The following is a 20,520-nucleotide window of genomic DNA, read 5'->3' as shown; positions in this document are numbered from 1 at the left end:
CGAAACTCTCAGTTGCGTGATTCGAGAGCCGATTCGAAAACGGGGGGCTGTGCTTCGCTTTCGTCCGCATCAAGCGAGAGAAATTCCTGAAAGACATCGTTGGAGAGTAGTCGTCCGCGTGGAGTGAGGCGGATGTGGTCGCCGTCTGTGGTGAGTAAGCCATCTTGCGCAAGACGATTTGCGGCTTCGAGTGCTGGGGCTACGCGGCTGTGGCCGAATTCGGTTGCTAATGCCGATGCGTTGACGCCGGAGTTCATGCGCAGGCCGAGGAACCAGGCTTCCTCATGGCGGCGGTCGGGCGAGAGCCATGCGGTTTCGGGGGATTCGGTGTCTTCGAGATACGATTTGAGATCGTCTGCGGTTTTGGAGCGCAATGCATAAGCGGCTTCGGAATCGAGGAGCATGGAAGAGGCGTCGAGGCCGAGGCCGAGGTACGGGCGGCGCTGCCAGTAGCGGAGATTGTGAAGCGAAGCAAGGCCGGGGCGGCTGAAGTTGGAGATTTCATACTGCGCGAGACCGGATGCCGCCAAACGCTCGACGGCGGTTTCATACATGCCGGCGATGGCATCGTCGGATGGAACGAGTTCAGCGTGATAACGCGCGCCGCCGGAGAGCATCTCGCGGCCCAGGCGCGAATCTTCATCAACTTCAAGCATGTAGATGCTGGCGTGCGGGATGCCGGTGTCGAGGAGGACGGCGAGTGACTCGTCCCATGAGGCGAAGGTCTGACCGGCGAGGCCTGCGATGAGGTCGATGTTGAGGTTGGTGATGCCGGCGGAGCGAAGGCGCTGGAGATCGCTGAGGACGGCGGCGCGGTTATGAAGACGACCGCTGGAATGGGCTTCGCGATCAATAAATGACTGCACGCCGAGGCTGACACGATTGACGCCGGCTTGAGCTAATGCGGCTAGCGTGGCGTCGGCAATTTGTGCCGGGGCGCACTCGACGGTGATTTCGGCGTCGGGCGTGAGATGGAATTCAACGCGGAGAGCGGCGAAGAGACGTTCGATGAGATGCGGCTCAAGCAAAGAAGGCGTGCCGCCGCCCAGGTAGACGGTATCGACGGTGCGCGGGAGATCGCCGCCCATCTGCGCGGCCCAGGCGTGCGACCGGCGCATGTCCTCGATGAGGCGATGGATGTAGCGCGTGTGCTCGCTGGCAGGATAGACACCTGAGGCGAAGTTGCAGTAGGTGCACTTGGAGCGGCAGAACGGGATCGAGATGTAGACGCCGAGCGCGTTGGGCGGCGGTTGAGGCATACGTTGTTATTGTTTCATGTGAGATGAGCTGCGGCGTGGAATCCGTGAAGTCAACAGAAGGCGAGAATTCATGGCTTCCCTATTTTCTTTCCGGCATTATGGAGAGAGGGCCTTTTGACGTCGCCAGCCCCTTTGGGAGATCGGATTGAAGGTTTGGCCGGCACTCGGCATTGTTCTTATTCAGGCTTTGCTTTGCCTCGGTCACTGGTTCCTTTATGTGACGGCTGTGAGCTTCTGGCCGCTTGGAATTGAAACGCGGCATGTGCTTGCCATTGCGCTGGCGGTGCTTTCTTTCAGCTTTGTAGCGGCTACGCTGCCGAGCTTTCGCTGGACGAATGCGGTGGTCAGGGTCTGCTACACGATGGCATGCTGCTGGATGGGCGTGCTGAATTTTCTGGTGTGGGGAGCGTGCCTGTGCTGGCTGATGGCGCTGCCCATTCACTGGGTGGATGCGGCTCATGAGGCACAGCCGCGTGTGTGGATTGCGGATACGCTTTTGGCGCTGGCGCTGATGGTGAGCCTGTACGGCTTTGTGAATGCGCGACGGATTCGCGAGCGGAAGCTGACCATTGAACTGCCGAACCTGCCGGATGCATGGCGCGGGCGGAAGGCACTGATGCTGAGCGATCTGCACCTGGGGCATGTGAATGGCGCGGGCTTTGCGCGGCGCATTGCAGGGATTGCGCGGAGGCTGGATCCTGATGTGATTTTTATTGCGGGCGATCTTTACGATGGCTCGAAGGTGAATCCCGCAAAGCTGGCTGCGCCGCTCTTTGAGGTAAACCCTCCCCTGGGGGTTTATTTTTGTGGCGGAAATCACGAGGAGTTTGGCGATGAGGCAGCTTATGAGGCGGCGCTGCGCGGAGGCGGCTTTCGTGTGCTGCGGAATGAGCTGGCCGATGTGGACGGCGTGCAGGTGGCTGGTGTGCGCTATGCGGATACGACATTTCCGCTGCGGCTACGTGGGATTCTGGAGAAGATGCAGGTGGATCGTGGGCGCGCGGCAATTCTGTTGAACCATGTGCCGAACCGGCTGCCGATGGTGGAGCAGGCGGGATTTGGTCTGCAACTCTCCGGGCATACGCATGGGGGGCAGTTTCTGCCTTATACGTGGATCACGCAGCGGATTTTTGGCAGGTTTACGCGCGGGCTGCATGCGTTTGGAGACCTGCAGGTGTTAACTTCAGTCGGCGTGGGGACGTGGGGCCCTCCGATGCGGATTGGGACCGCGCCGGAGGTGATTTTGATTACGTTCGAGCTACATTTTGAACATTGAAGGCGATTCACGCAAAGCGCTGCCGTCCAAATCAGCCTTCGGGAATGCAACAGACGGCATTTGCCGGGAGGTGGCCTGTTCACTCTCATTCAAAGACTCGCGCATCAGGATCGCCAGCCCGTGCATGCCATCCATCCGGCTTTCAACGAGCAGGGCGTGGATGCGGTCAAGAAACTCGGGGTGATGTTCAAAATGCTTGCTGGCAGCCTGCACTGTGTGCACCACATGTTCGCCGGAAAAGTCCTGGCGATGAGCGCCGGCCACGCCGATCAACAAGCCCTTCATCAGCGTGAACTGAGCCACAAGCTGTATAAGCTCGCGGCTCATGGAAAGCTCGTGGAGATGCATCCCGGAATCCAGGGGTGCATTTTGCGCATCTTTCCGCATCCAATCGCGCCCAAATGGAAATTGGCGCCGGATGACGATATTGATCAGATAATTCTCCAGGATGTGCGGATTGGCCTGAAAGAACGGGGCATAATAACGCTTCTGCGCCTCCGCGTATCGAGCGGCCGCACCTGCCAGCGTAGCGTTCCGATCGTTACCGATACCTGCCGCAAATGACTGAACACACGCAGCGAACCGAGGCGTAACGTTCGAGCGGTGCAACATGACACCCGCCAGACGCAAGACCACATCCAACTGCGCTTCAACGTCAACAGGCAAGGCTGCCATAGTCGGGCGCAGAGATCCGGCAGCTACGGTTGCATCGAAATCCGCAAGCAATGCCATGACGCTTTGTTGCAGCTTGCCCTTTGCGAGCTCGTCGAGACGCCAGCAAAGCACGGCAAGCAAAAAGAGCCGCTGCCACAGCGGGTAGGCCCGATTCCGAATCAGCGCAAGCACCGTTTTCCGGATCGGCCAGAAGTGCAACCGCACATCGCGCGCGCCGTCTCCGGATTCCAACTCGGAGTCCGGCACGACTGGTCCCGCAACCGGCTGATTGCGGGAGCAGTCTGTCGCGGTCTCCCACCCCTCGGACGAAGGCCTGTCCGTGGGAGCTTCGGTTTCGAGCAGCGCGGGGTTCAGGAGAACCAGCCTCACGGCCTCAGGACACGAGAGCGCCAGGGCTGTTTCCTGTATCTCGCCGATGGAATGGACGATGCGCGGATAGGTTGCGCAGGTGTAGGAAAGTAAGTCCGTTCCCAACTCCTGCTGAATGCGGCAAAGCCGGACCTCCGTGAGCAGCGGGCACTGGTTGCTGGAGGTCATCCGTATCCTTGCGAACTCAGCATGGCTGGAACCTTCCTCACCGCGGAGCAGGCTTTCATCGATCAGGGTACGCAGCGGACCAGCCGGAAGTTGGGCGTAATTCTCATAGGTTCCGCGGTCGATGGGCACATTCCAGCCCTGGCAGCAGGTGTCTTCGCAGGCGGAGCCGATGCACTGAAATTTTTCAGCGTAGTTCGGGCTGATGGATGATTCGGGCTGCAACGGGCCTGCCGCAGCACAGGGTGGCTTGGAATCCTTCACATCCTGGGTCCAGGCACACGGAAGGCCTTCCGTATCGATTCACTATTAGAAGGTATTCAGAAATGGGGAATCGGACGGGAGGCACTGCGGTCCTGTCACGACTGAGGTCAACGGGCCTGTCGATCGGTAACGAACTGCAGGCCGCTTATGCGCGGCCTGCGAACTCGCGTGTTTCGGTGTTGACCTTGATGGATTCGCCTTCCTTGACGAAGAACGGCACCTGGATTTCGATTCCGGTTTCGAGCTTTGCGGATTTGGTGACGGCGCCGCTGGCGGTGTTGCCGCGCGCTCCGGGCTCGGTGTATTGCACCTTGAGCTCGACCTGCTGGGGCAGCTGGATGCCGATGGGATTGCCGTTGAACTTGTCGAGCTGCACGATGGCCCCTTCAAGGAGGAAATCGAGCGCGTCGCCTAGCTTGTCCGCGGAGAGGGTGATGGTCTCAAAGGTGGCCTGATCGAGGAAATAGGAGCCGTCGGTGTCGCTATAGAGATAGGATGCCTCGTCGGTTTCGAGATCCGGCACCTTGAACTTCTCGCCGGCCTTGAAGGTCTTGTCGAAGACGGCGCGGGTGAGCAGGTTGCGCATTTTGAGGCGCACGAGCGTCTGGCCGCCGCGGGCTGTGGGCGTGGAGATTTCGAAATCGAGGCACAGGTAGGGTGTGTTCTCAAGCTCGAAATACATTTTGCGCTTAACGTCGATTGCGTCAATCAGTGCGGCCATTGGTTCGGTTGTCCTTCTATGGATGGTTCTTCTTCTCTATCGTAAATGGCGAATCTGCCTTAAGTTTTGTAAACGAATCAGATGGTTCTTGCCGGGTAAGCGGCGGGCATTGGTAGTATTGGAGCGTTCAAAACAAACGTTTGAGTAAGGGGATCTTATGAAACCGTCTCGCTTCCCTGCCCGGCTGGCTGTAGTTGCCGTGGCTCTTGCCTCCGCAGGCTCGATCCTGCTGTACGCGCAGCGTCCGCAGCGCCCGCCGGCTCCGCCGAAGGGTCCGTGGATGAATACCAGCCTTTCTCCGGATGAGCGCGCCGACCTGGTGCTGAAAGAGATGACGCTGGATGAGAAGATTGCGCTGCTGCATGGCGTCGGCATGCCGACGGACGATCCGGTGACGCCGGAGAATGCGGCTTCGAACCGTGGCGTGGGCTATGCGGTAGGCGTGCCGAGGCTGGGGATTCCGGGCATCGATATGAGCGACGCGGCGTATGGCGTGCGGTCAAGCCAGGCGAATGGACGGTATGCGACGGCACTGCCGGCGAACGTGGCGGCCGCGGCAGGCTGGGACCCGGATGCGGCTTACGAGTATGGGGCGCTGATTGGGCGCGAGCTGCGGGCGCAGGGATACAACATGACGCTTGGCGGCGGAACGAACCTTACGCGCGAGCCGCGCAATGGGCGCACGTTTGAGTACCTGGGCGAGGACCCGATTCTGGCAGGCACGCTGGTGGCGAAGCTGATTGAGGGTACGCAGTCGGCGCATGTGATTGGGGACATTAAGCACTATGCCTTCAATGACCAGGAGAATGGGCGCAATTCCGGAAATGTGTCGATCGACAAGCGCGCGGGACACGAGTCGGACCTGCTGGCGTTTGAGATCGGCGTGACCAAGGGCCATCCGGCGGCGGTGATGTGCAGCTACAACCGTGTGAATGGCGACTTTGCGTGCGAGAACGAGTGGCTTTTGAAGGACGTGCTGAAGAAGGACTGGCAGTTTCCGGGCTTTGTGGTGTCGGACTGGGGCGGGACGCATTCGACGGAGAAGGCTTCCGCGGCTGGGCTGGATGAAGAGCAGCCGGGCAAGTTCTTTTACAGCGACAAGTTCAAGGCGGCTGTAGAAGCGGGCCGGATTTCGCAGGCGGAGCTGGACGAGCATATTCACCGGATTCTGCGGTCGATGTTCGCGGTAGGAGTGGTTGATTATCCGCGGCAGCGCGCGGTGGTGGACCCGTTTGCGGGATTTGAGACTTCGCGAAAGATTGAAGAGAGCGGCATTGTGCTGCTGAAGAACAACAAGGACATATTGCCGATTGAAAGCGGCAAGGTGAAGTCGATTGCTGTGATCGGCGCGCACTCCGATGTGGGCATGATCTCCGGCGGCGGCTCCGCGCAGGTGGACCCGATTGGCGGCAGCGCGATTCTGCCTCCGGGACAGGGCGCGACGCACTGGCAGCAGCAGATATGGTTTCCGAGCTCGCCGCTGAAGGCGATTCAGCAACGTGCGCCGGGCGCGAAGGTGAGCTTCGATCCGGGTGTGGATCCGGTCGCTGCCGCGGCGGCTGCGAAGGGCGCGGATGTGGTGGTGATGTTTGCTTACCAGTGGGAGAGCGAAGGGATGGATCTGCCTTCGCTGGCGTTGCCCAACTACAAGAACGGCGATAAGGATGTGGACCAGAACGCGATTATTGAAGCGGTGACCAAGGCGAATCCGCATACGGTGGTGGTGCTGGAGACAGGCAGCCCGGTGACGATGCCGTGGGTGGATGCGCCGCAAGCGATTGTGGAGGCGTGGTACAGCGGCAGCGACGGCGCGAACGCGCTGGGCAATGTGTTGTTCGGCTCAGTGAACCCGAGCGGCAAGCTGCCGAACACCTTCCCGAAGAGCGATGCGGATCTGCCGCATCCGACAATCTCAAAGCCTCAAGCGGTACACTTCGACGGGCCGGTTTCGCCGGAGACGTGGGCCAAGGGTTTGCCGCCATTCCCGATCAACTACGACGAAGGGCTGAAGGTGGGCTACAAGTGGTATGACGCAGAGAAGAAGCCAGTGCTGTTTCCGTTTGGCTATGGGCTCTCGTATACGACTTATGGCTACTCCGATCTGGATGTGAAGACGGGCGATACGGTGACGGTGACCTTCAAGCTGGCGAATACGGGCAAGCGCGAGGGCGCGGAGATTGCGGAGATTTATGCCGAGCTTCCGGCCAGCGCGCAGGAGCCTCCGAAGCGGCTGGTGGGCTTTACGAAGGTAAAGCTGGGGCCGAAGGAGAAGAAGACTGTCACGGTGGAGATTGACCGCAAGTATCTTTCCATCTGGGATGAGGCGAAGAATGCGTGGTCGCTGGTTCCGGGCGAGTATACCTTTCTGGTGGGCGGATCGAGCGACAAGCTGCCGGAGAAGAAGACGGTTAGCTTGCAGTAGATTGCTGAACGAAAAGAACCCGTATCCGCGGAGCGATGTTGGCTTGGCAGGTACGGGTTTTTTTCTTTGCTTTGGACGAGATCCTTTCAAGATCGAAGATGCGCTAGGCTGAATTTGATTCAACCTATCCAAGGCGCACTCCTTTGAACAACTCAGCTTCCTCCTACGTGCCGGGTGTACGCCTTTCCGAGCCTCGCTTGATCGGTCCACGCTTTCATGGTCTCGATACTCTCCGCAGTCTTGCGATTCTTGCTGTTCTGGTCTTTCATCTCCTGGATTTTGGCGGCGAAAATACCTTGCCTGCATGGCTCGAACCCATTGCTGAATACGGATGGATGGGAGTGGATCTCTTTTTTGTCCTCAGCGGGTATCTGATTGGATCGCAGTTGCTGAAACCGTATGCGACGGGCCAGCGGCCAGGGTTGTGGGGGTTCTATCGCAACCGGCTTTACCGGATTTTGCCGGCGTATCTGGTGGTGCTTGGCGCTTACTATTGGATTCCGAAGTGGCCTGAGTTCGATGGCATGGCTCCGGTGTGGAAGTACCTCACTTTTACCTACAATTTCTTTCTGCCTGCCGGGCCGCGCACCTTCTCGCATGTCTGGAGCCTCTGCGTGGAGGAGCATTTCTATCTGCTGCTGCCGCTCATCGTTCTGGTGCTGATGAGAAAGCCTTCTGCTTATAAAGCTGCTGCGGTTATTGCCGGTATCGTTCTCTTCGGCATTGCGATTCGCGGCTACTTTGTTTTTCATACGCTGCAGCCGCTGGAGCGCGCGGGCGACTCGTGGAGCAATCTTTATATGACGCGCATCTACTACCCGACTTATAGCCGTCTGGATGGTCTGGTGGCGGGAGTGGCGCTGGCGGCGGTTCGCGTCTTTCGGCCCGTGTGGTGGCAGAGGATTGCGCGGCGTGGCCATGCGCTGACATTGGCGGCTGTGGGGCTTGTGGCTTTGGCAGTCTGGCTGACGCGTGACCGCTATGCTTCCGCGACTGGAGTGGCAGCGGTGGGAGATATTCTGGGATTTCCCATTCTTGCGCTTGGGCTGGCGTGTCTTGTTGCTTCGTCCATCAGCAATAACGGCTTATTGAGCCGGTGGAAGATTCCTGGCGCGCGGTTGATTGCGACGCTGGCGTACTCGCTTTATCTGACGAGCAAGGCGCTGATTCATGTTGTGGATTTGTGTTTTCCGCACCTGCACGGAGCAAGCATGGGTGGACGGCTGGCGGTGTATGCGGCTTTCTGCCTGATTACGGCGGGGGCGCTGCACCTGTGCGTGGAGCGGCCGTTTCTATGGCTGCGGAATCGAAGCGCCACTACGAAGGTTTGTTTGCCGGTTGAGGTTCAATAATATGGTAAGTTGTTGATTGTATTTAAGTTATTGCAATTTGCAGTGTTTACCATTTAAATAACCGAACCAGGTTACCAAATAAATAAAAAAATCCGCACATCGACCATCTAAGGCGTTTATTTATATTGTTTTACGAGCAATTTTCAGTGTGTCGAGTTTTGTTCGCCTTTTCTGCGCTTTTCATTCTTGAAGTTGAAAGAAAATGACCCGGTTCCTTGATTGGAATCGGGCCGTTTTTCTGTTCTGATTATGAGTAAAGCATAAATGGGGTTAATTCTATGCAAACTTTCTGAAAGAAATTTTGCGTTAGCGATTCGGGAAGGAACACTGGGCTGAAGCCCAACGACTTTATCAGCCGGATTTTCGGCACGACTCAAGTCGTGCCCTGTTACAAAACAATTCAAACTGAGCCAGTACCCTTATTCGTGAGCTGTAGCTTTACGCTCCCTCCGGAAAAGCAAGGATGCTGATCCCGTTCATTCAAGCCACTCATTCCGTGACTCATCAGGCCGTTCATTCCGCGATTCAACAGGCCGGTATTTACCCGGGAGACGGCAAGCCTAAAGTGTAGAACAAATCAACCATACTTGTGCTACATTGATACGGAGGTTCCAGCATGGCCCAGGCAGTTCCAATTCGGAGTTCTCGAAATCCAAAGCGGCTTAAACCTGCCGCGAGCAGCCGTAGGCTCAGCGACGCTCTGTCCATCGCGGAGCAACAGGGATTACTGAGCGGCGGCAAGACACTTACTCTCCGCGGCCGCATGCCTTCGCTGCTTGTGGAACAAGCAAAGAGAAAAACAGGCATCCAATCAGACTCCAAGCTGATCGAAGCCGCTTTGGCAAACATCGTGGTCGAGGACGAGTACGCCAACTGGCTTCTTGCCCAGAGGGGTACGGTGAGCAAGGATCTCGACCTTGAGTTCTAGCTCCGTATTTCAACAATCGCTGCGCCGGCTGAAGCCGGAGAAACGTCACAAACAACTCGACTACCGCGACCGCACTCAGCTAAGGTTTCTTCCGAACCTTAAACCGCCGTTTCCTAAACTGCTTCTCGATACGACGGTTTACATTGATGCTCTGCAAGGAAACCTGCCGGATTATGTCGAGATTGCTCTTCGGGCCGGAAGCCTCTGGCACTCGACCGTTACGGAGGCGGAATTGGCAGCTCTTACAGGTCTGCTGGACCCGAAGCATCCGAACACTGCGAGCGCGATTCACCAGATTGCAGCATCCATCGAGTTAAGGCCAGAACATCGCATACTCGCGCCGGACAGGGAAATATGGCGGGAAGCCGGCATCCTCGCAGGACTTCTGGCACGGCTGCAACAATTTGGCAGGAACGAGCAACGCAAAGCGCTCAATGATGCGCTGATTTATCTCACCGCGTCTAAGAATGGCTGCGTGGTGCTCACTCGTAACGTCTCAGATTTCGATTTACTGATGCAGCTTGATGCCAGGGGGCAAGCCGTCTTCTATGACTCGCTGTAGGACTCGCTCCAAGACTCGCTCCAGGACTCGCTCCAGGAGCCTTGGCTGTGATTGCCACGATGAAGGTAGCTTTTTAAGCCCGTAAACAATGGCATCCTTTGGCTGGAATCCGCACAAAGATGTTTTTTCATTCGTCAGCAGGGCGAAAGCCCTTCAAAACCAAGCCCGCAATTCTGATGCCTGCTCCCTCCATTTTCGTCATACCAAAACGAGCCCATATTTCGGAGATTTATCCACACGCCGAAACCAAGGAGGCGCTCATCCAAGGGGCGGTCAGAGATTGGAGCCCGGCGACTTTTCGGATGCTGGCATTTCCCGGCTTCAAGTATGATCTGACTCGGGAAAGAAACGTGATCCTCCGACATCTCGAATTCTTAGTAGCTCTGGCGCAGGAAAAGCACTTTGCAAGGGCTGCTGTCGTATGTGGCGTAACGCAGTCCACGCTCTCCGCGGGAATCAAGCAGATGGAAGAGAGCCTTGGCGTTCTGCTGGTTGAGCGCGGACAGCGTTTTATGGGGCTCACCCTGGAAGGCGAAAAGGTTCTGGAGTGGGCCAAGCACGTCATCGCCGACTACGAAGGCTTGCAACAAAGCCTCTCCGAGATGAGAGCAGGCCTGACTGGTTGTCTCAAGGTTGGCGCGATACCCGTAACGCTTCCTGTGATCTCGCTTTTGACAACACCATTTGCAAAGCTGCATCCTCATACGCACACCGTCATTCGCAGCCTTACATCGATGGAGATTCAACGTGGAATCGATGAGCTTTCTCTCGATGTAGGGATGACCTACCTCGATAATGAACCGCTTGCCAGGGTGCGCAGGCTTCAACTGTATATGGAGCACTACGTGTTCCTTACTCGCGAAAGCCAAGCCACACAGAATCGGCGAACAATTCCCTGGGCAGAAGCAGCGAACTATCCCCTGTGCCTGCTGACAACGGACATGCAGAACCGCCGGATTATCGACACGCACTTTCATGAAGCAGGAGCAGAGGTGAACGCAGCTATCGAAACCAATTCGCTGATCACCCTCTGGTCCCATCTGAAATTCGGCCAGTGGTCGACGGTTGTTCCAAATTCATTTCTTTCGTTAATCGGCAAAGTGGAAGGGCTGGTCGCGCTGCCTCTTGTCGAACCCGATGCCTCGCATGCTGTCGGCCTCGTGGCTTCCGATCGTAACCCTCTTGCTCCCATGACAAGAGCCTTGTTCGACCTGGCAAAACAGGCCGACATTCGCCAGGAGATGCTGCGGCGCATCGCCGATCCGCCGGCTGATTCATAGCGGCTTCATCATAATCGATATTCTCGATGGACCCATTGAAGTTCTTTGTTTGACTGTAATTCTTGCCGTTTGAGAATGTTGCTTCCACAGGTTTGGAGGAAACAATGGCAAAGATACTTTGTGTGCTGTATGACGATCCCGTTACCGGTTACCCCAAGAGCTACGCTCGCAACGATGTTCCCAAGATCGACCACTATCCTGGCGGCCAGACCGCTCCGACGCCCCAGTCCATCGACTTTATTCCCGGCGAGCTTCTGGGGAGTGTGTCCGGCGAGCTGGGCTTGAGAAAATATCTTGAAGGCCTCGGGCATACTTTCGTTGTCACATCCGACAAGGAAGGCCTGGACTCGGTCTTCGAGCGCGAACTTCCCGATGCTGACGTTGTCATCTCCCAGCCGTTCTGGCCCGCCTACCTCACGCCAGAACGGATCGAAAAAGCGAAGAAGCTGAAGTTGGCGATCACGGCGGGGATCGGATCCGACCACGTCAATCTGGAAGCTGCGATCAAGCATGGCATCACCGTCGCCGAGGTGACGTACTCTAACAGCATCAGCGTCTCCGAGCACGTCATGATGACGATCCTTTCGCTCGTGCGGAACTACCTGCCTTCGTATCAATGGGTGCTCAAAGGCGGCTGGAACATCGCGGACTGCGTTGAGCGCTCCTACGATCTTGAAGGCATGCACGTCGGATCTGTGGCGGCCGGGCGTATCGGATTGGCGGTGCTGAAGCGTCTGAAGCCCTTCGATGTGAAGCTGCATTACTTCGACCAGCATCGGCTTCCCGAGAGCGTCGAGAAGGAGGTCGGGCTCACCTATCACAGCAGTGTAGAAGACATGGTCAAGGTATGCGATGTTGTGACGATCAACGCTCCTCTCCACCCCGGCACACTCGATCTGTTCAATGACGAACTGATCGGCAAGATGAAGCGCGGCGCTTATCTGGTGAACACAGCCAGGGGCCTCATCTGCAACCGCGACGCCATCGTTCGCGCTCTTGAGAGCGGTCAGCTTGCAGGATACGCCGGGGACGTCTGGTATCCGCAGCCTGCTCCCGCGGACCACCCGTGGCGGACGATGCCTCACCACGGCATGACACCGCACATCTCCGGCACCTCACTTTCCGCCCAGGCACGCTACGCGGCAGGAACGCGCGAAATTCTGGAAAATTTCTTCGAGAACAAGCCCATTCGCGATGAGTATCTGATCGTCGATAGAGGCAAGCTCGCTGGTACCGGAGCACACTCATACACGGTGAAAAAGTAAAGCAATCCCAAGACAACCAGGGGCGGGCGAATTCCCCTTCGCCCGTCTCTTCTTTGGAGAACACGATGACACGCGCGGAAATCACAGAAAAAATTCTCGCTATCAAGCGGAAGAAAAAACTCACATGGCAGCGGATAGCGGCGCAAATTGGAACGGGATCGCCCATTCTCTACACAGCCGCCCTTCTCGGGCAGATGTCTCTCACGAAAGAAGAAGCGGAGAATGCCGCAAAACTGTTCGAGTTGGATGAGGAAACAACGGTTCAGCTCACGGAACCTCCGTACCGTGGCTCCTTGTCCAACGTTCCTCCTACGGACCCATTGATCTACCGCTTCCATGAGCTCGTGCAAACCTACGGCACAACGTGGAAGGCACTCATCGAGGAGGAATTCGGTGACGGCATCATGAGCGCTATCGACTTCGATATGCAGATCGGCCGCAAGGAAGACCCTAAAGGCGACCGTGTCAGCATCACGATGTCCGGCAAGTTTCTGCCATACAAACGCTACTGAGGCATGCCCCGGTATAGTGGTGAAGCGGCGACGTAATCGGAATCTTCGATTGGCCCATTGAAATCCTTTGTTTGACGATCGTTTCGGCATCTTGAGAATGTTGTTGTCGCTCGTCGAAGTGCCGCCGCCGCATCCCCCACAAGCCACGGAACGATACAACGCGAAGTACTTTCCCAGGTCGGAATTCTTATGCAAATTGGGTTTCTTGATCGCGAACATTCGGTTGCAAAAGCCGGGTACAGTCGATGGCTGGTTCCTCCCGCGGCACTTGCCGTTCACCTCTGCATCGGGCAGGTCTATTCCTTCTCGATTTTCAAGAATCCGCTCCTTGCCCTGCATGGCCCGGACGGCTCCATGTGGTCACTCAAGGAAGTTGGTTACATTTTTTCCCTGGCCATTGCTGTTCTTGGAGTCTCCGCCGCGCTATTTGGCGCGTGGCTCGAAAGAGTAGGGCCTCGCCGGGCCATGATGTATGCGGCCCTTTGTTTTGGGCTCGGTTTCGAGATCGCCTCCGCCGGCGCAGCAATGCACAGCTTGTTGTTGATCTATCTCGGCTATGGCGTCGTAGGCGGTATTGGTCTGGGACTGGGCTACATTTCCCCGGTCTCGACCTTGATCAAATGGTTTCCTGACCGCCCCGGTCTTTCCACCGGCCTCGCCATTATGGGGTTCGGCGGCGGCGCGCTCATCGGCGCCCCGCTCGGCAATCAACTCATGGCGTTCTATAAGGCGCATGGACACGCAAACCCCATTCCCATTACCTGGATCACGATGGGTTTAATTTACTTCGTCTTCATGCTCTTCGGTGTGCTCACGATCCGCGTGCCCGCTCCGGGATGGAAGCCTGACGGCTATCTTCCCAGGCAAAGCTCGAATCGGTTGATCAGCTCTCACGATGTGGCGGTACAGCAGGCATGGCGCACGCCTCAATTCGCGCTGCTTTGGATTATGTTGTGCGCGAACGTCACGGCGGGCATCGGCATCCTGGAACAAGCCGCGCCGATGATCCAGGATTTCTTTCATGGAAGAATCTCTCCGGACGCGGCTGTCGGTTTCGTCGGTTTGCTTAGCCTCTTCAATATGGGCGGGCGGTTCTTCTGGGCCACAGTGTCGGACCGGATCGGACGCCGGACGACTTATTTCTGCTTCTTTACTCTGGGCCCCATACTATATTTCCTGATGCCGAAGACCAGTTCTGCCGGACTGAACTCCGTTCCTGCCTTTGTCTTGTTCGCCTGCCTGGCGCTGAGTTTTTACGGTGGCGGATTCGCAACGATTCCAGCCTATCTGAAGGACCTCTTTGGCGGCTACAACGTGTCGGCTATCCATGGTCGATTGCTGACGGCCTGGTCAACCGCAGGCATTATCGGGCCGCTCATCGTCAACGGCATTCTGGATCACGATCGCGCTGCCGGTGTGGACAGATTGGTTGCCTATCGCACCGTTCTGCACATCATGGCCGGAGTGCTTCTCATCGGTTTCATTGCCAATCTGCTGGTGCGCCCTGTAGCCCAAAGATATTGGTTGAACAAATTGCCGGCGGACGCGACTGACCGACCGGCGCACTGATACAAGAGGAGCGAAGCTCATGAATGAGTCAAGGAAATCGAACTCGTTGGAAATTACTGCCGCGTGGCTTGTCGTGCTGATTCCATTATCGTGGGGTGTATATATGTCCAGCAGGAACGCTATGAAATTGTTCGCCGCGCCGGTGCATGCGGTCTCAACGGCGCGTGCATTCCCAGGTCCGGCAGCGCTTAAATAGTGGATCGTTGTCCAGCTCTGCTACGCTTCGAGCGGTGGTTCACCAGGCAGTAGACTCGTTCCCAACCTCCGGTGGCACGAGAACGAAGCAAGGTAGCGCCCGCGGCTAGAGCATCTCTCCCGCAGGTATAAAGTTCGGGCGCCCCACCCTCGTCGCGTATTTGTTTTTGCGGCCAGGCTGGGGTCGCTCTACAGCAAGAGGAGAAATGCCATCGCTCAATCTGGTTGAGCGATGGCTTGCCGCACTCACCGGCATGCGGTTGCGGCGTGGTGTCCAGAGTAATGCGCTATAACCGCGCGCCCTCAAAAGCAACAAACGATTGGACTATACCGACGTCATCAGCAATGACAAAGTGTTGACAAGCGATGACAAAGCACTGACAAACATTCGGCGCGCGACGTAAATACTATAGGTGGGAGTCGATATGCAAAGACCAGGAGAAGAGGTGTCCATACCCATCTGGAGTAGCGATGAGTTCGATTCTCCGGTGTCTCCGCACATCGAGCCGGCTTATTTCGATAAGGACCTCGACGCCTGGGTTCTGAGCCGTTACGAGGATGTACTCGCGGCGTTTCGCTCGTCGGCTCTTAACATCGAGAGCAAGCGGCCCAGGACGGCTGAAGAAGATGAGGGGATGAATAGAATGCGCGCAGAGGCAAGGGAAGCGCTTTCTCCAGCCCAACTTCGTGAATGGTCGGAGGTGATCGTTCCTCTTATCGAGGCACGCCTCCAAGCGCTTCCTCAAGGACGTGCCGTAGACCTGCTGGATTCCTACCTTCGACCGAACTGTCTTGACCTTGCAGCCTTGGTGACGGAGATCGACCCACAGGACGCGATGAGACTCCAGGCGCTTGCTCGGCCTGTCTCGGCGGCGACCGCGGAACCATACGATCCTGTGCTCCGCGCGGAGTCAAAATCTGTTATGCCGCAGCTTGAGGTTTGCTTCCACGGGAAGGCTGAGAGCCTGCGCGAGTCCGGGTTTGTCGCACTTTCGCATACGCTGCCTTGCATGCTGGCGAATGCGTGCCATGCCTTGTTGCAGAGTCCGCGGCAGTGGATGTTGCTGCACCGGGAGCCTGGCCTGGCGGAGCAAGCGGTCGAAGAGTTGATGAGGTATGCGGGCTTGAGTCGTTTCCTGGGCCGTCAGGCGGTGGACGATTTGATCCTTGGGGGAGCTTCCATTCGCAAAGGCGATCGATTGATCTTGCGCATCATCGCGGCCAATCACGATCCTGCACGCTTCACCGATCCAAATGAGCTGGATATACACCGCCGTGGGGCGGGTCACCTGACCTTTGGGGCCGGGCTTCATGCGTGTGTTGGAGCAAATCTCTTGCGAATGGCTTCGGTTGCGATGATTCGTCCGCTTGTTGCTACCTTCTCTTCCGCGGTCCTGGCTGAGCCGATCACATGGCAGGGGGGATCACGTTTCCAATTTCCAGTACACCTGCCGGTTATGCTTCGCAAGGACGTCGTTTCTTCGACGTGACACAGAGCGAACCTGCAAGACCTCAAGCTATAGGACATAGCTCTATTTGTACTTGAGGGAGTAACTTACAACTCGGTCTAACGACGGCGGTTGTCTCTTTGTGCCGCACAATAAACTCACAACCAGGCCGGCGCTGGAAAACACGCCAGGATGGTTCCATCCCAAGCGCCGGGGCGGGACCATAGTGGCCCGCTTTTTCCGGCGCGAGAACAACAAATAGAATTGGTGCGGGCGGAGGGAATTGAACCCTCACGGCCTTGCGGCCTGCGGATTTTCATACCACTTCGGCTTTCGCCGCCCCGCAAGTACGGGTTCGTGGTCTGGACTATACCTTCACCATTCCCCATACAAGGTTTAGGTGCTGCCCGTCTAGTCTCTACACCTTCCCGGAAGTTCTTCCGGGCTTGGCTCGGGATTGCCATTTCAGGTTTCCCCGACTTTGAGCAGTTCTACGCTGTCGGTTTCCCGATGGGCACTCAAGCTTGCTTAAGTCCGCTGCGTCTGCCATTTCGCCACGCCCGCGTGGCCACCTTCAGTATAAGGCTCAGGTACCGGCGCGAACTTCCTTCGCTCCTTCCCCGACCTCCTTCTTCTTGCGCGCGACGTTGATAGTCGCCGTGTCGAGACGGGTCTCCTCCACATAATTTCCCATAAAAACATCATCGCGCTGGGCAGGCACGAGGACGCTGAGGCAGTGCAGAGTTCCGCGTGCAGACTATTGCGGACTTCGATAGCAGATATTCTCGCCCTCAAGCTGATACTCGGCGGAACAAAAATCTCCGCCGCAGATCATCGGCTCAAATCCGCAAAGCTGGCGGCGCGTAATCAGTCCCATGGTTCCGCAGCGGGGACATGACATGACCGCTACATAAGGATTCTGCGCATTGCCCAACTTGGTCTGGTTCTCCAGCACAAAAACCGTGCCGGGGTCCATTCGCTCAGGGATCCACTCCTGCAGAAACTGCAAATCGGCTGACATCCTGGCCTCCCATATTGCCGTTTGGCGTTGAGATGCATCTGAGCCCGAGCAAATCACGCGCATGGCTCTGTTGTCTTGCAGAAGCAGTTACGAAGGCTACGGCTCAAAGTAGTTGGACGCTCTGAGTCGAAAACAGTTTTGCTGTTGGACGCATTATGAGTCAACTTGAATCGCGCATATTCGTTGGCTAGCAGGGTACCGGAGTGCCAATGTGGTAATAACACTTTAGTGGTTATTGTGCTTAATGGTTATTGTGCTGCGGGCTCGCCCCGCGCACCGGCTGTGGCAGCAGTGTCAATGGAGCGATACATTTCCTTGTTGCGTTCTATAGCCTGCACGTACTCACGAGTCTGCGTAAACGGGATAGATTCCACGAATTCATCCATGCCGTGATAAGGACCTGCGGCCTGCCAGTCCACCACGCGCGACTCGCCCGCATTGTAGGCTGCCAGCGCATATTCCTCCACACCGCCAAAGCGGTCAAGAAGCTGCTTAAGATAGCGACAGCCAAGGCGGATATTCATCTCTGGGTTGAGAAGCTGGAAGGACTGAAAGCCGGAGACTCCTTCCTGACGGGCGAGGCTTTTGCCTTCGGATGGCTCGACCTGCATGAGTCCGTAAGCATTCATATAAGAGACAACGGAAGGATTAAACTCCGACTCCTGGCGTATGAGCGAAGCGACAAGATACGGATCGAGACTGTTCTTGGCGGACTCGGTCTTGATCGTCTCCCACCACGCTTCCGGAAAGAGAATCCTCCAGTAAGCCAGCGGAATCGATTTGATGGGCGCTGAAGCCGCATAGGGAATTGCACGCTTCAACGCACGCATGGCGCGGAACGTCTCACCGAAGGAAGCATATATCTGCGCTTCGGCCAGCGCGCTCCAGCCGGAGGAGTCGGGATCGGCAGCAATCTCCTGCGACACATATTCGTTCAGGCCGGCATTTGCCACCAGGCGCGCCTTGGCAATATGCGGACTGTCTGGCGGAGCGGCCTCATCAAGGTGGGGAATCACAGGCGCCTGGAAGGCATCGAGTTGCGGAAGCGAAACGGCCTGCACCTGGCCGAGCACGACCAGGCGCTGGCGGGCCATCTGCGCGTAAAAAAAGTGCTGATATGTGCGCACCACAGCCTTGTAATTGGCGACGGCAAGAGCCGGTTTACGATCCTCCATCTCATACAGGCGTCCACGCCAGTAGAGCGCTGCGGAGGTATCGGGCGAGTTGGGGAAGAGTCGAATCTGATCGTCGAAGATCTTTGCTGCGTCCGCATAAAGGCCCTGACGATAGTTGAGCCATCCAGCGCGCCAGTGGGCAGCAGAGGCGTTTTTGCCGGCCGGAAAGTGCGCGGCAAGGTAACCATAGTAGCTCGCGGCGCTCGCATAATCCTTTTTGAGCAGGTACATGTTGCCGCTCGAAAAGAGAGCTTCCGCCAGCCATTGGCTCTGCGGAAAGCGCTGCTTTAGTTCCTCCACCAGTTGCTGCTGGCCGGTTTCATTCTGATGGTCGCGGGCAAGCTCCATGAGAAGGTAGAGCCTGCGCGCGCCGCTATCGTCATTGGTGTCGGGCAGTGCGCGGGCCTGAGCGTCTGTGAGCCGTTTGAGCTTCCAATCGCAGGCCGCGGCCGCCACGGAGAAACCGTTGCGAGTGTTGGCATCGAGTGTGGCGTTGCGAGCCAGTGCGCGGTACTGATCGCCTGCCAATGCATACTTGCCTGCGTTGTAATATGCGTCGCCCAGACTGCGAAGTTCAGCGCTGGTAAGGCTGGTTTCCGCGCCGGCGGCGGTAAGTTTGGCGCGTGCCTGCTCGGCCTCCTGGCTCAGCGGATGATGCAGCAGAAGGTGCTTGTAAACGGCAATGGCATCAGCTTCCCTGCCCTGCGCTGAGTCGATCTTTGCCTGCGTCAGCTCGAAAGATGGTCTTTCATGGGCGGCGTCTCCCGCGTTCTGCAGTGCGCGCTCTGCGCCAGCACTGTCACCCAGGTTGAGAAGGATATTGGCTTCGAGATCAGCCGATGCAGCGACGAAGATTGAATCCGGATAGCGGCCGGCAAAGCCCTTGATGAGCGTTTCAGCGCCGGAGTCGTTGCCGGAGACGTGTTCGTTCATGGCGCCCAGGTAGTCGGAGTAGTCGGCCAGCACGTCGCTGGACTGTTTTGCCTGGCGCAGCGCGGAGGCCGCATCCGAATAGCGTCTGTCCTGCTGGTACGCAAAGCCTAGCGCAAGATACGCGGCTCCGGCGGCGTCGCCGGTGTGGCTGTGGGCGTAATTTGCCACGCCGGCGTAGGCAGAAGGAGTACGCAGCGTGATGAGCTGCTGCGCCATGGGCCGCAGTTCACTTGAAGCGACAAAGGCCTGGTGGATGCGGGCTGTCTGGGCGGTGGAGCGGGCGGTTCTGGTGGTTTTACGCCCGGATTTGCGAACTGTGCTGGGCCGCGCTGTAGTGCTTCCGGATTTGTGTGCTGCGGTGGCCGGTGTCTTCTTCTTCTTTTTGGCGGCTGTTGAATTCTTGCTTGAGCTGCTGCTTTTGGTGTCAGTGGTGCTCTGGCTGGATGCCGCGTACAACGCGGGTGACACGGATGCGACCAGAGCCGCGGCCAGAATCAGCGGGCCAGCGAAACGGCTCAGAATCAAGAGAGAGGTTGGGGAGTTCTGCACTCTCATATATCCACTCTAAGCGGACGGGAAGCGGAGATTACGGATTTGAGGCTGCGAAGTGGTAGAAAGTGTGGATTTGGAACCAATGTTTCAAACTGGAGCGCTGATTTGCAGCGGTTGAATTTTGGTTTCAGAGTGGAATTGAGCGAGTTATCCTGTGCAGACCTCTTTCCGAAGTGATGTTTTTTGTTGGGGTTGTGGAAGGTTCCACACTCCTGAGAGAAATCTTTATGCGATCTTCATTGCAGAACTGTGCAGCTACGCTACCCAGTTCTGAGGGACAAGGGAACAGGGACAAGGGACATAGGGTTATAGGTATAAAAGCTAAAAACCATAGATACCCTCGACGGCAGGGTTCACTGGCACAGTGAAAAGGGGTGGGGGAGGGATCCCCTCCCCCACCCATAACGACGACGGCCCGAATCCAGGTGGATTCGGGCCGTCCCATTTCTCTGCTGATTATGAGTAAAGCACAAATGGGGTTAATTGCGTGCAAACTTTCTGAAGAGGCTAGACGGTACGAAAGGGCAATGGACCAAAGTAATGGGGCAGGTAACGGATGACAGTAGACTGAAAAGCC

General features: G+C 57.0%; 16 protein-coding genes. 11 read left to right on the top strand and 5 right to left on the bottom strand.

What is annotated here, in order from left to right:
• Positions 1-8: 8 nt before the first annotated feature.
• Positions 9-1,259, bottom strand: a complete 1,251-nt coding sequence (gene hemW / locus ABSG47_RS02495; RefSeq protein ID WP_424165944.1) for a radical SAM family heme chaperone HemW — start codon at positions 1,257-1,259, stop codon at positions 9-11.
• Positions 1,260-1,404: 145 nt separating this feature from the next.
• Here hemW and ABSG47_RS02490 point away from each other — a divergent pair, with 145 nt between their 5' ends.
• Positions 1,405-2,535 carry a metallophosphoesterase gene (locus ABSG47_RS02490; RefSeq protein WP_424165940.1) on the top strand — a complete coding sequence of 377 codons (1,131 nt, stop codon included), beginning with the start codon at positions 1,405-1,407 and terminating at the stop codon, positions 2,533-2,535.
• Here the strand turns inward: ABSG47_RS02490 and fliB are convergent.
• Together fliB and efp are read right to left on the bottom strand one after the other, a co-directional pair.
• The gene (fliB, locus tag ABSG47_RS02485) at positions 2,518-4,008 is read right to left on the bottom strand and encodes a flagellin lysine-N-methylase (protein WP_424165938.1); all 1,491 of its coding nucleotides are present in this window, start codon (positions 4,006-4,008) and stop codon (positions 2,518-2,520) included. The two genes, ABSG47_RS02490 and fliB, sit on opposite strands and share 18 nt — an antisense overlap.
• A gap of 145 nt (positions 4,009-4,153) precedes the next feature.
• Positions 4,154-4,729, bottom strand: a complete 576-nt coding sequence (gene efp / locus ABSG47_RS02480) for an elongation factor P (RefSeq protein ID WP_424165935.1) — start codon at positions 4,727-4,729, stop codon at positions 4,154-4,156.
• 157 nt (positions 4,730-4,886) lie between these two features.
• Here efp and ABSG47_RS02475 point away from each other — a divergent pair, with 157 nt between their 5' ends.
• The 10 genes from ABSG47_RS02475 (at position 4,887) to ABSG47_RS02430 (ending at position 16,304) form a co-directional block, all read left to right on the top strand.
• Positions 4,887-7,151, top strand: coding sequence for a beta-glucosidase (locus tag ABSG47_RS02475; protein WP_424165933.1), 2,265 nt, complete (start codon positions 4,887-4,889; stop codon positions 7,149-7,151).
• 197 nt (positions 7,152-7,348) lie between these two features.
• Complete coding sequence (locus tag ABSG47_RS02470; RefSeq protein WP_424165931.1) at positions 7,349-8,503, top strand: acyltransferase family protein; 1,155 nt, start codon at positions 7,349-7,351, stop codon at positions 8,501-8,503.
• 616 nt (positions 8,504-9,119) lie between these two features.
• Positions 9,120-9,431 carry a hypothetical protein gene (locus ABSG47_RS02465; RefSeq protein ID WP_424165929.1) on the top strand — a complete coding sequence of 104 codons (312 nt, stop codon included), beginning with the start codon at positions 9,120-9,122 and terminating at the stop codon, positions 9,429-9,431.
• On the top strand, positions 9,421-9,993 hold the full coding sequence (locus ABSG47_RS02460; protein WP_424165926.1) for a type II toxin-antitoxin system VapC family toxin: 573 nt from the start codon (positions 9,421-9,423) through the stop codon (positions 9,991-9,993). The genes ABSG47_RS02465 and ABSG47_RS02460 overlap by 11 nt, the downstream gene beginning before the upstream one ends.
• A gap of 350 nt (positions 9,994-10,343) precedes the next feature.
• Entirely contained in the window at positions 10,344-11,273 is a 930-nt protein-coding gene (locus tag ABSG47_RS02455) for a LysR family transcriptional regulator (RefSeq protein WP_424165923.1), read from the top strand.
• A 104-nt stretch (positions 11,274-11,377) separates the two neighbouring features.
• Positions 11,378-12,538 (top strand): NAD-dependent formate dehydrogenase, encoded by a 1,161-nt coding sequence (locus tag ABSG47_RS02450; protein ID WP_424165921.1) that lies wholly within the window; start codon positions 11,378-11,380, stop codon positions 12,536-12,538.
• Positions 12,539-12,603: 65 nt separating this feature from the next.
• Complete coding sequence (gene cynS / locus ABSG47_RS02445; protein WP_424165918.1) at positions 12,604-13,050, top strand: cyanase; 447 nt, start codon at positions 12,604-12,606, stop codon at positions 13,048-13,050.
• A 189-nt stretch (positions 13,051-13,239) separates the two neighbouring features.
• On the top strand, positions 13,240-14,619 hold the full coding sequence (locus tag ABSG47_RS02440; RefSeq protein ID WP_424165916.1) for an OFA family MFS transporter: 1,380 nt from the start codon (positions 13,240-13,242) through the stop codon (positions 14,617-14,619).
• A gap of 19 nt (positions 14,620-14,638) precedes the next feature.
• Positions 14,639-14,815 (top strand): MFS transporter small subunit, encoded by a 177-nt coding sequence (locus ABSG47_RS02435; protein ID WP_424165913.1) that lies wholly within the window; start codon positions 14,639-14,641, stop codon positions 14,813-14,815.
• Positions 14,816-15,260: 445 nt separating this feature from the next.
• Positions 15,261-16,304: a cytochrome P450 gene (locus ABSG47_RS02430; protein ID WP_424165911.1), complete on the top strand. Its 1,044-nt coding sequence runs from the start codon at positions 15,261-15,263 to the stop codon at positions 16,302-16,304.
• A 715-nt stretch (positions 16,305-17,019) separates the two neighbouring features.
• Here ABSG47_RS02430 and ABSG47_RS02425 read toward each other — a convergent pair.
• Both ABSG47_RS02425 and ABSG47_RS02420 read right to left on the bottom strand, forming a co-directional pair.
• Positions 17,020-17,283: a hypothetical protein gene (locus ABSG47_RS02425; protein ID WP_424165909.1), complete on the bottom strand. Its 264-nt coding sequence runs from the start codon at positions 17,281-17,283 to the stop codon at positions 17,020-17,022.
• Positions 17,284-17,531: 248 nt separating this feature from the next.
• A complete protein-coding gene (locus ABSG47_RS02420; RefSeq protein ID WP_424165907.1) occupies positions 17,532-19,940 on the bottom strand; it encodes a lytic transglycosylase domain-containing protein in 2,409 nt (802 codons plus the stop codon).
• Positions 19,941-20,520: the final 580 nt, after the last annotated feature.

Source organism: Occallatibacter sp., assembly GCF_049510455.1.
Lineage (GTDB): Bacteria > Acidobacteriota > Terriglobia > Terriglobales > Acidobacteriaceae > Telmatobacter.
Note: the sequence above shows the minus strand (reverse complement) of the source record. Positions and strands in the feature narration are given on the sequence as shown.

What these genes read in the sequence shown, in the direction of transcription:
- cynS (WP_424165918.1), top strand. Translation starts at nt 12,604, where the DNA reads ATGACACGCGCGGAAATCACAGAAAAAATTCTCGCTATCAAGCGGAAG.
- ABSG47_RS02465 (WP_424165929.1), top strand. Translation starts at nt 9,120, where the DNA reads ATGGCCCAGGCAGTTCCAATTCGGAGTTCTCGAAATCCAAAGCGGCTT.
- ABSG47_RS02475 (WP_424165933.1), top strand. Translation starts at nt 4,887, where the DNA reads ATGAAACCGTCTCGCTTCCCTGCCCGGCTGGCTGTAGTTGCCGTGGCT.
- ABSG47_RS02450 (WP_424165921.1), top strand. Translation starts at nt 11,378, where the DNA reads ATGGCAAAGATACTTTGTGTGCTGTATGACGATCCCGTTACCGGTTAC.
- ABSG47_RS02440 (WP_424165916.1), top strand. Translation starts at nt 13,240, where the DNA reads ATGCAAATTGGGTTTCTTGATCGCGAACATTCGGTTGCAAAAGCCGGG.
- efp (WP_424165935.1), bottom strand. Translation starts at nt 4,729, where the DNA reads ATGGCCGCACTGATTGACGCAATCGACGTTAAGCGCAAAATGTATTTC.
- hemW (WP_424165944.1), bottom strand. Translation starts at nt 1,259, where the DNA reads ATGCCTCAACCGCCGCCCAACGCGCTCGGCGTCTACATCTCGATCCCG.
- ABSG47_RS02435 (WP_424165913.1), top strand. Translation starts at nt 14,639, where the DNA reads ATGAATGAGTCAAGGAAATCGAACTCGTTGGAAATTACTGCCGCGTGG.
- ABSG47_RS02425 (WP_424165909.1), bottom strand. Translation starts at nt 17,283, where the DNA reads ATGTCAGCCGATTTGCAGTTTCTGCAGGAGTGGATCCCTGAGCGAATG.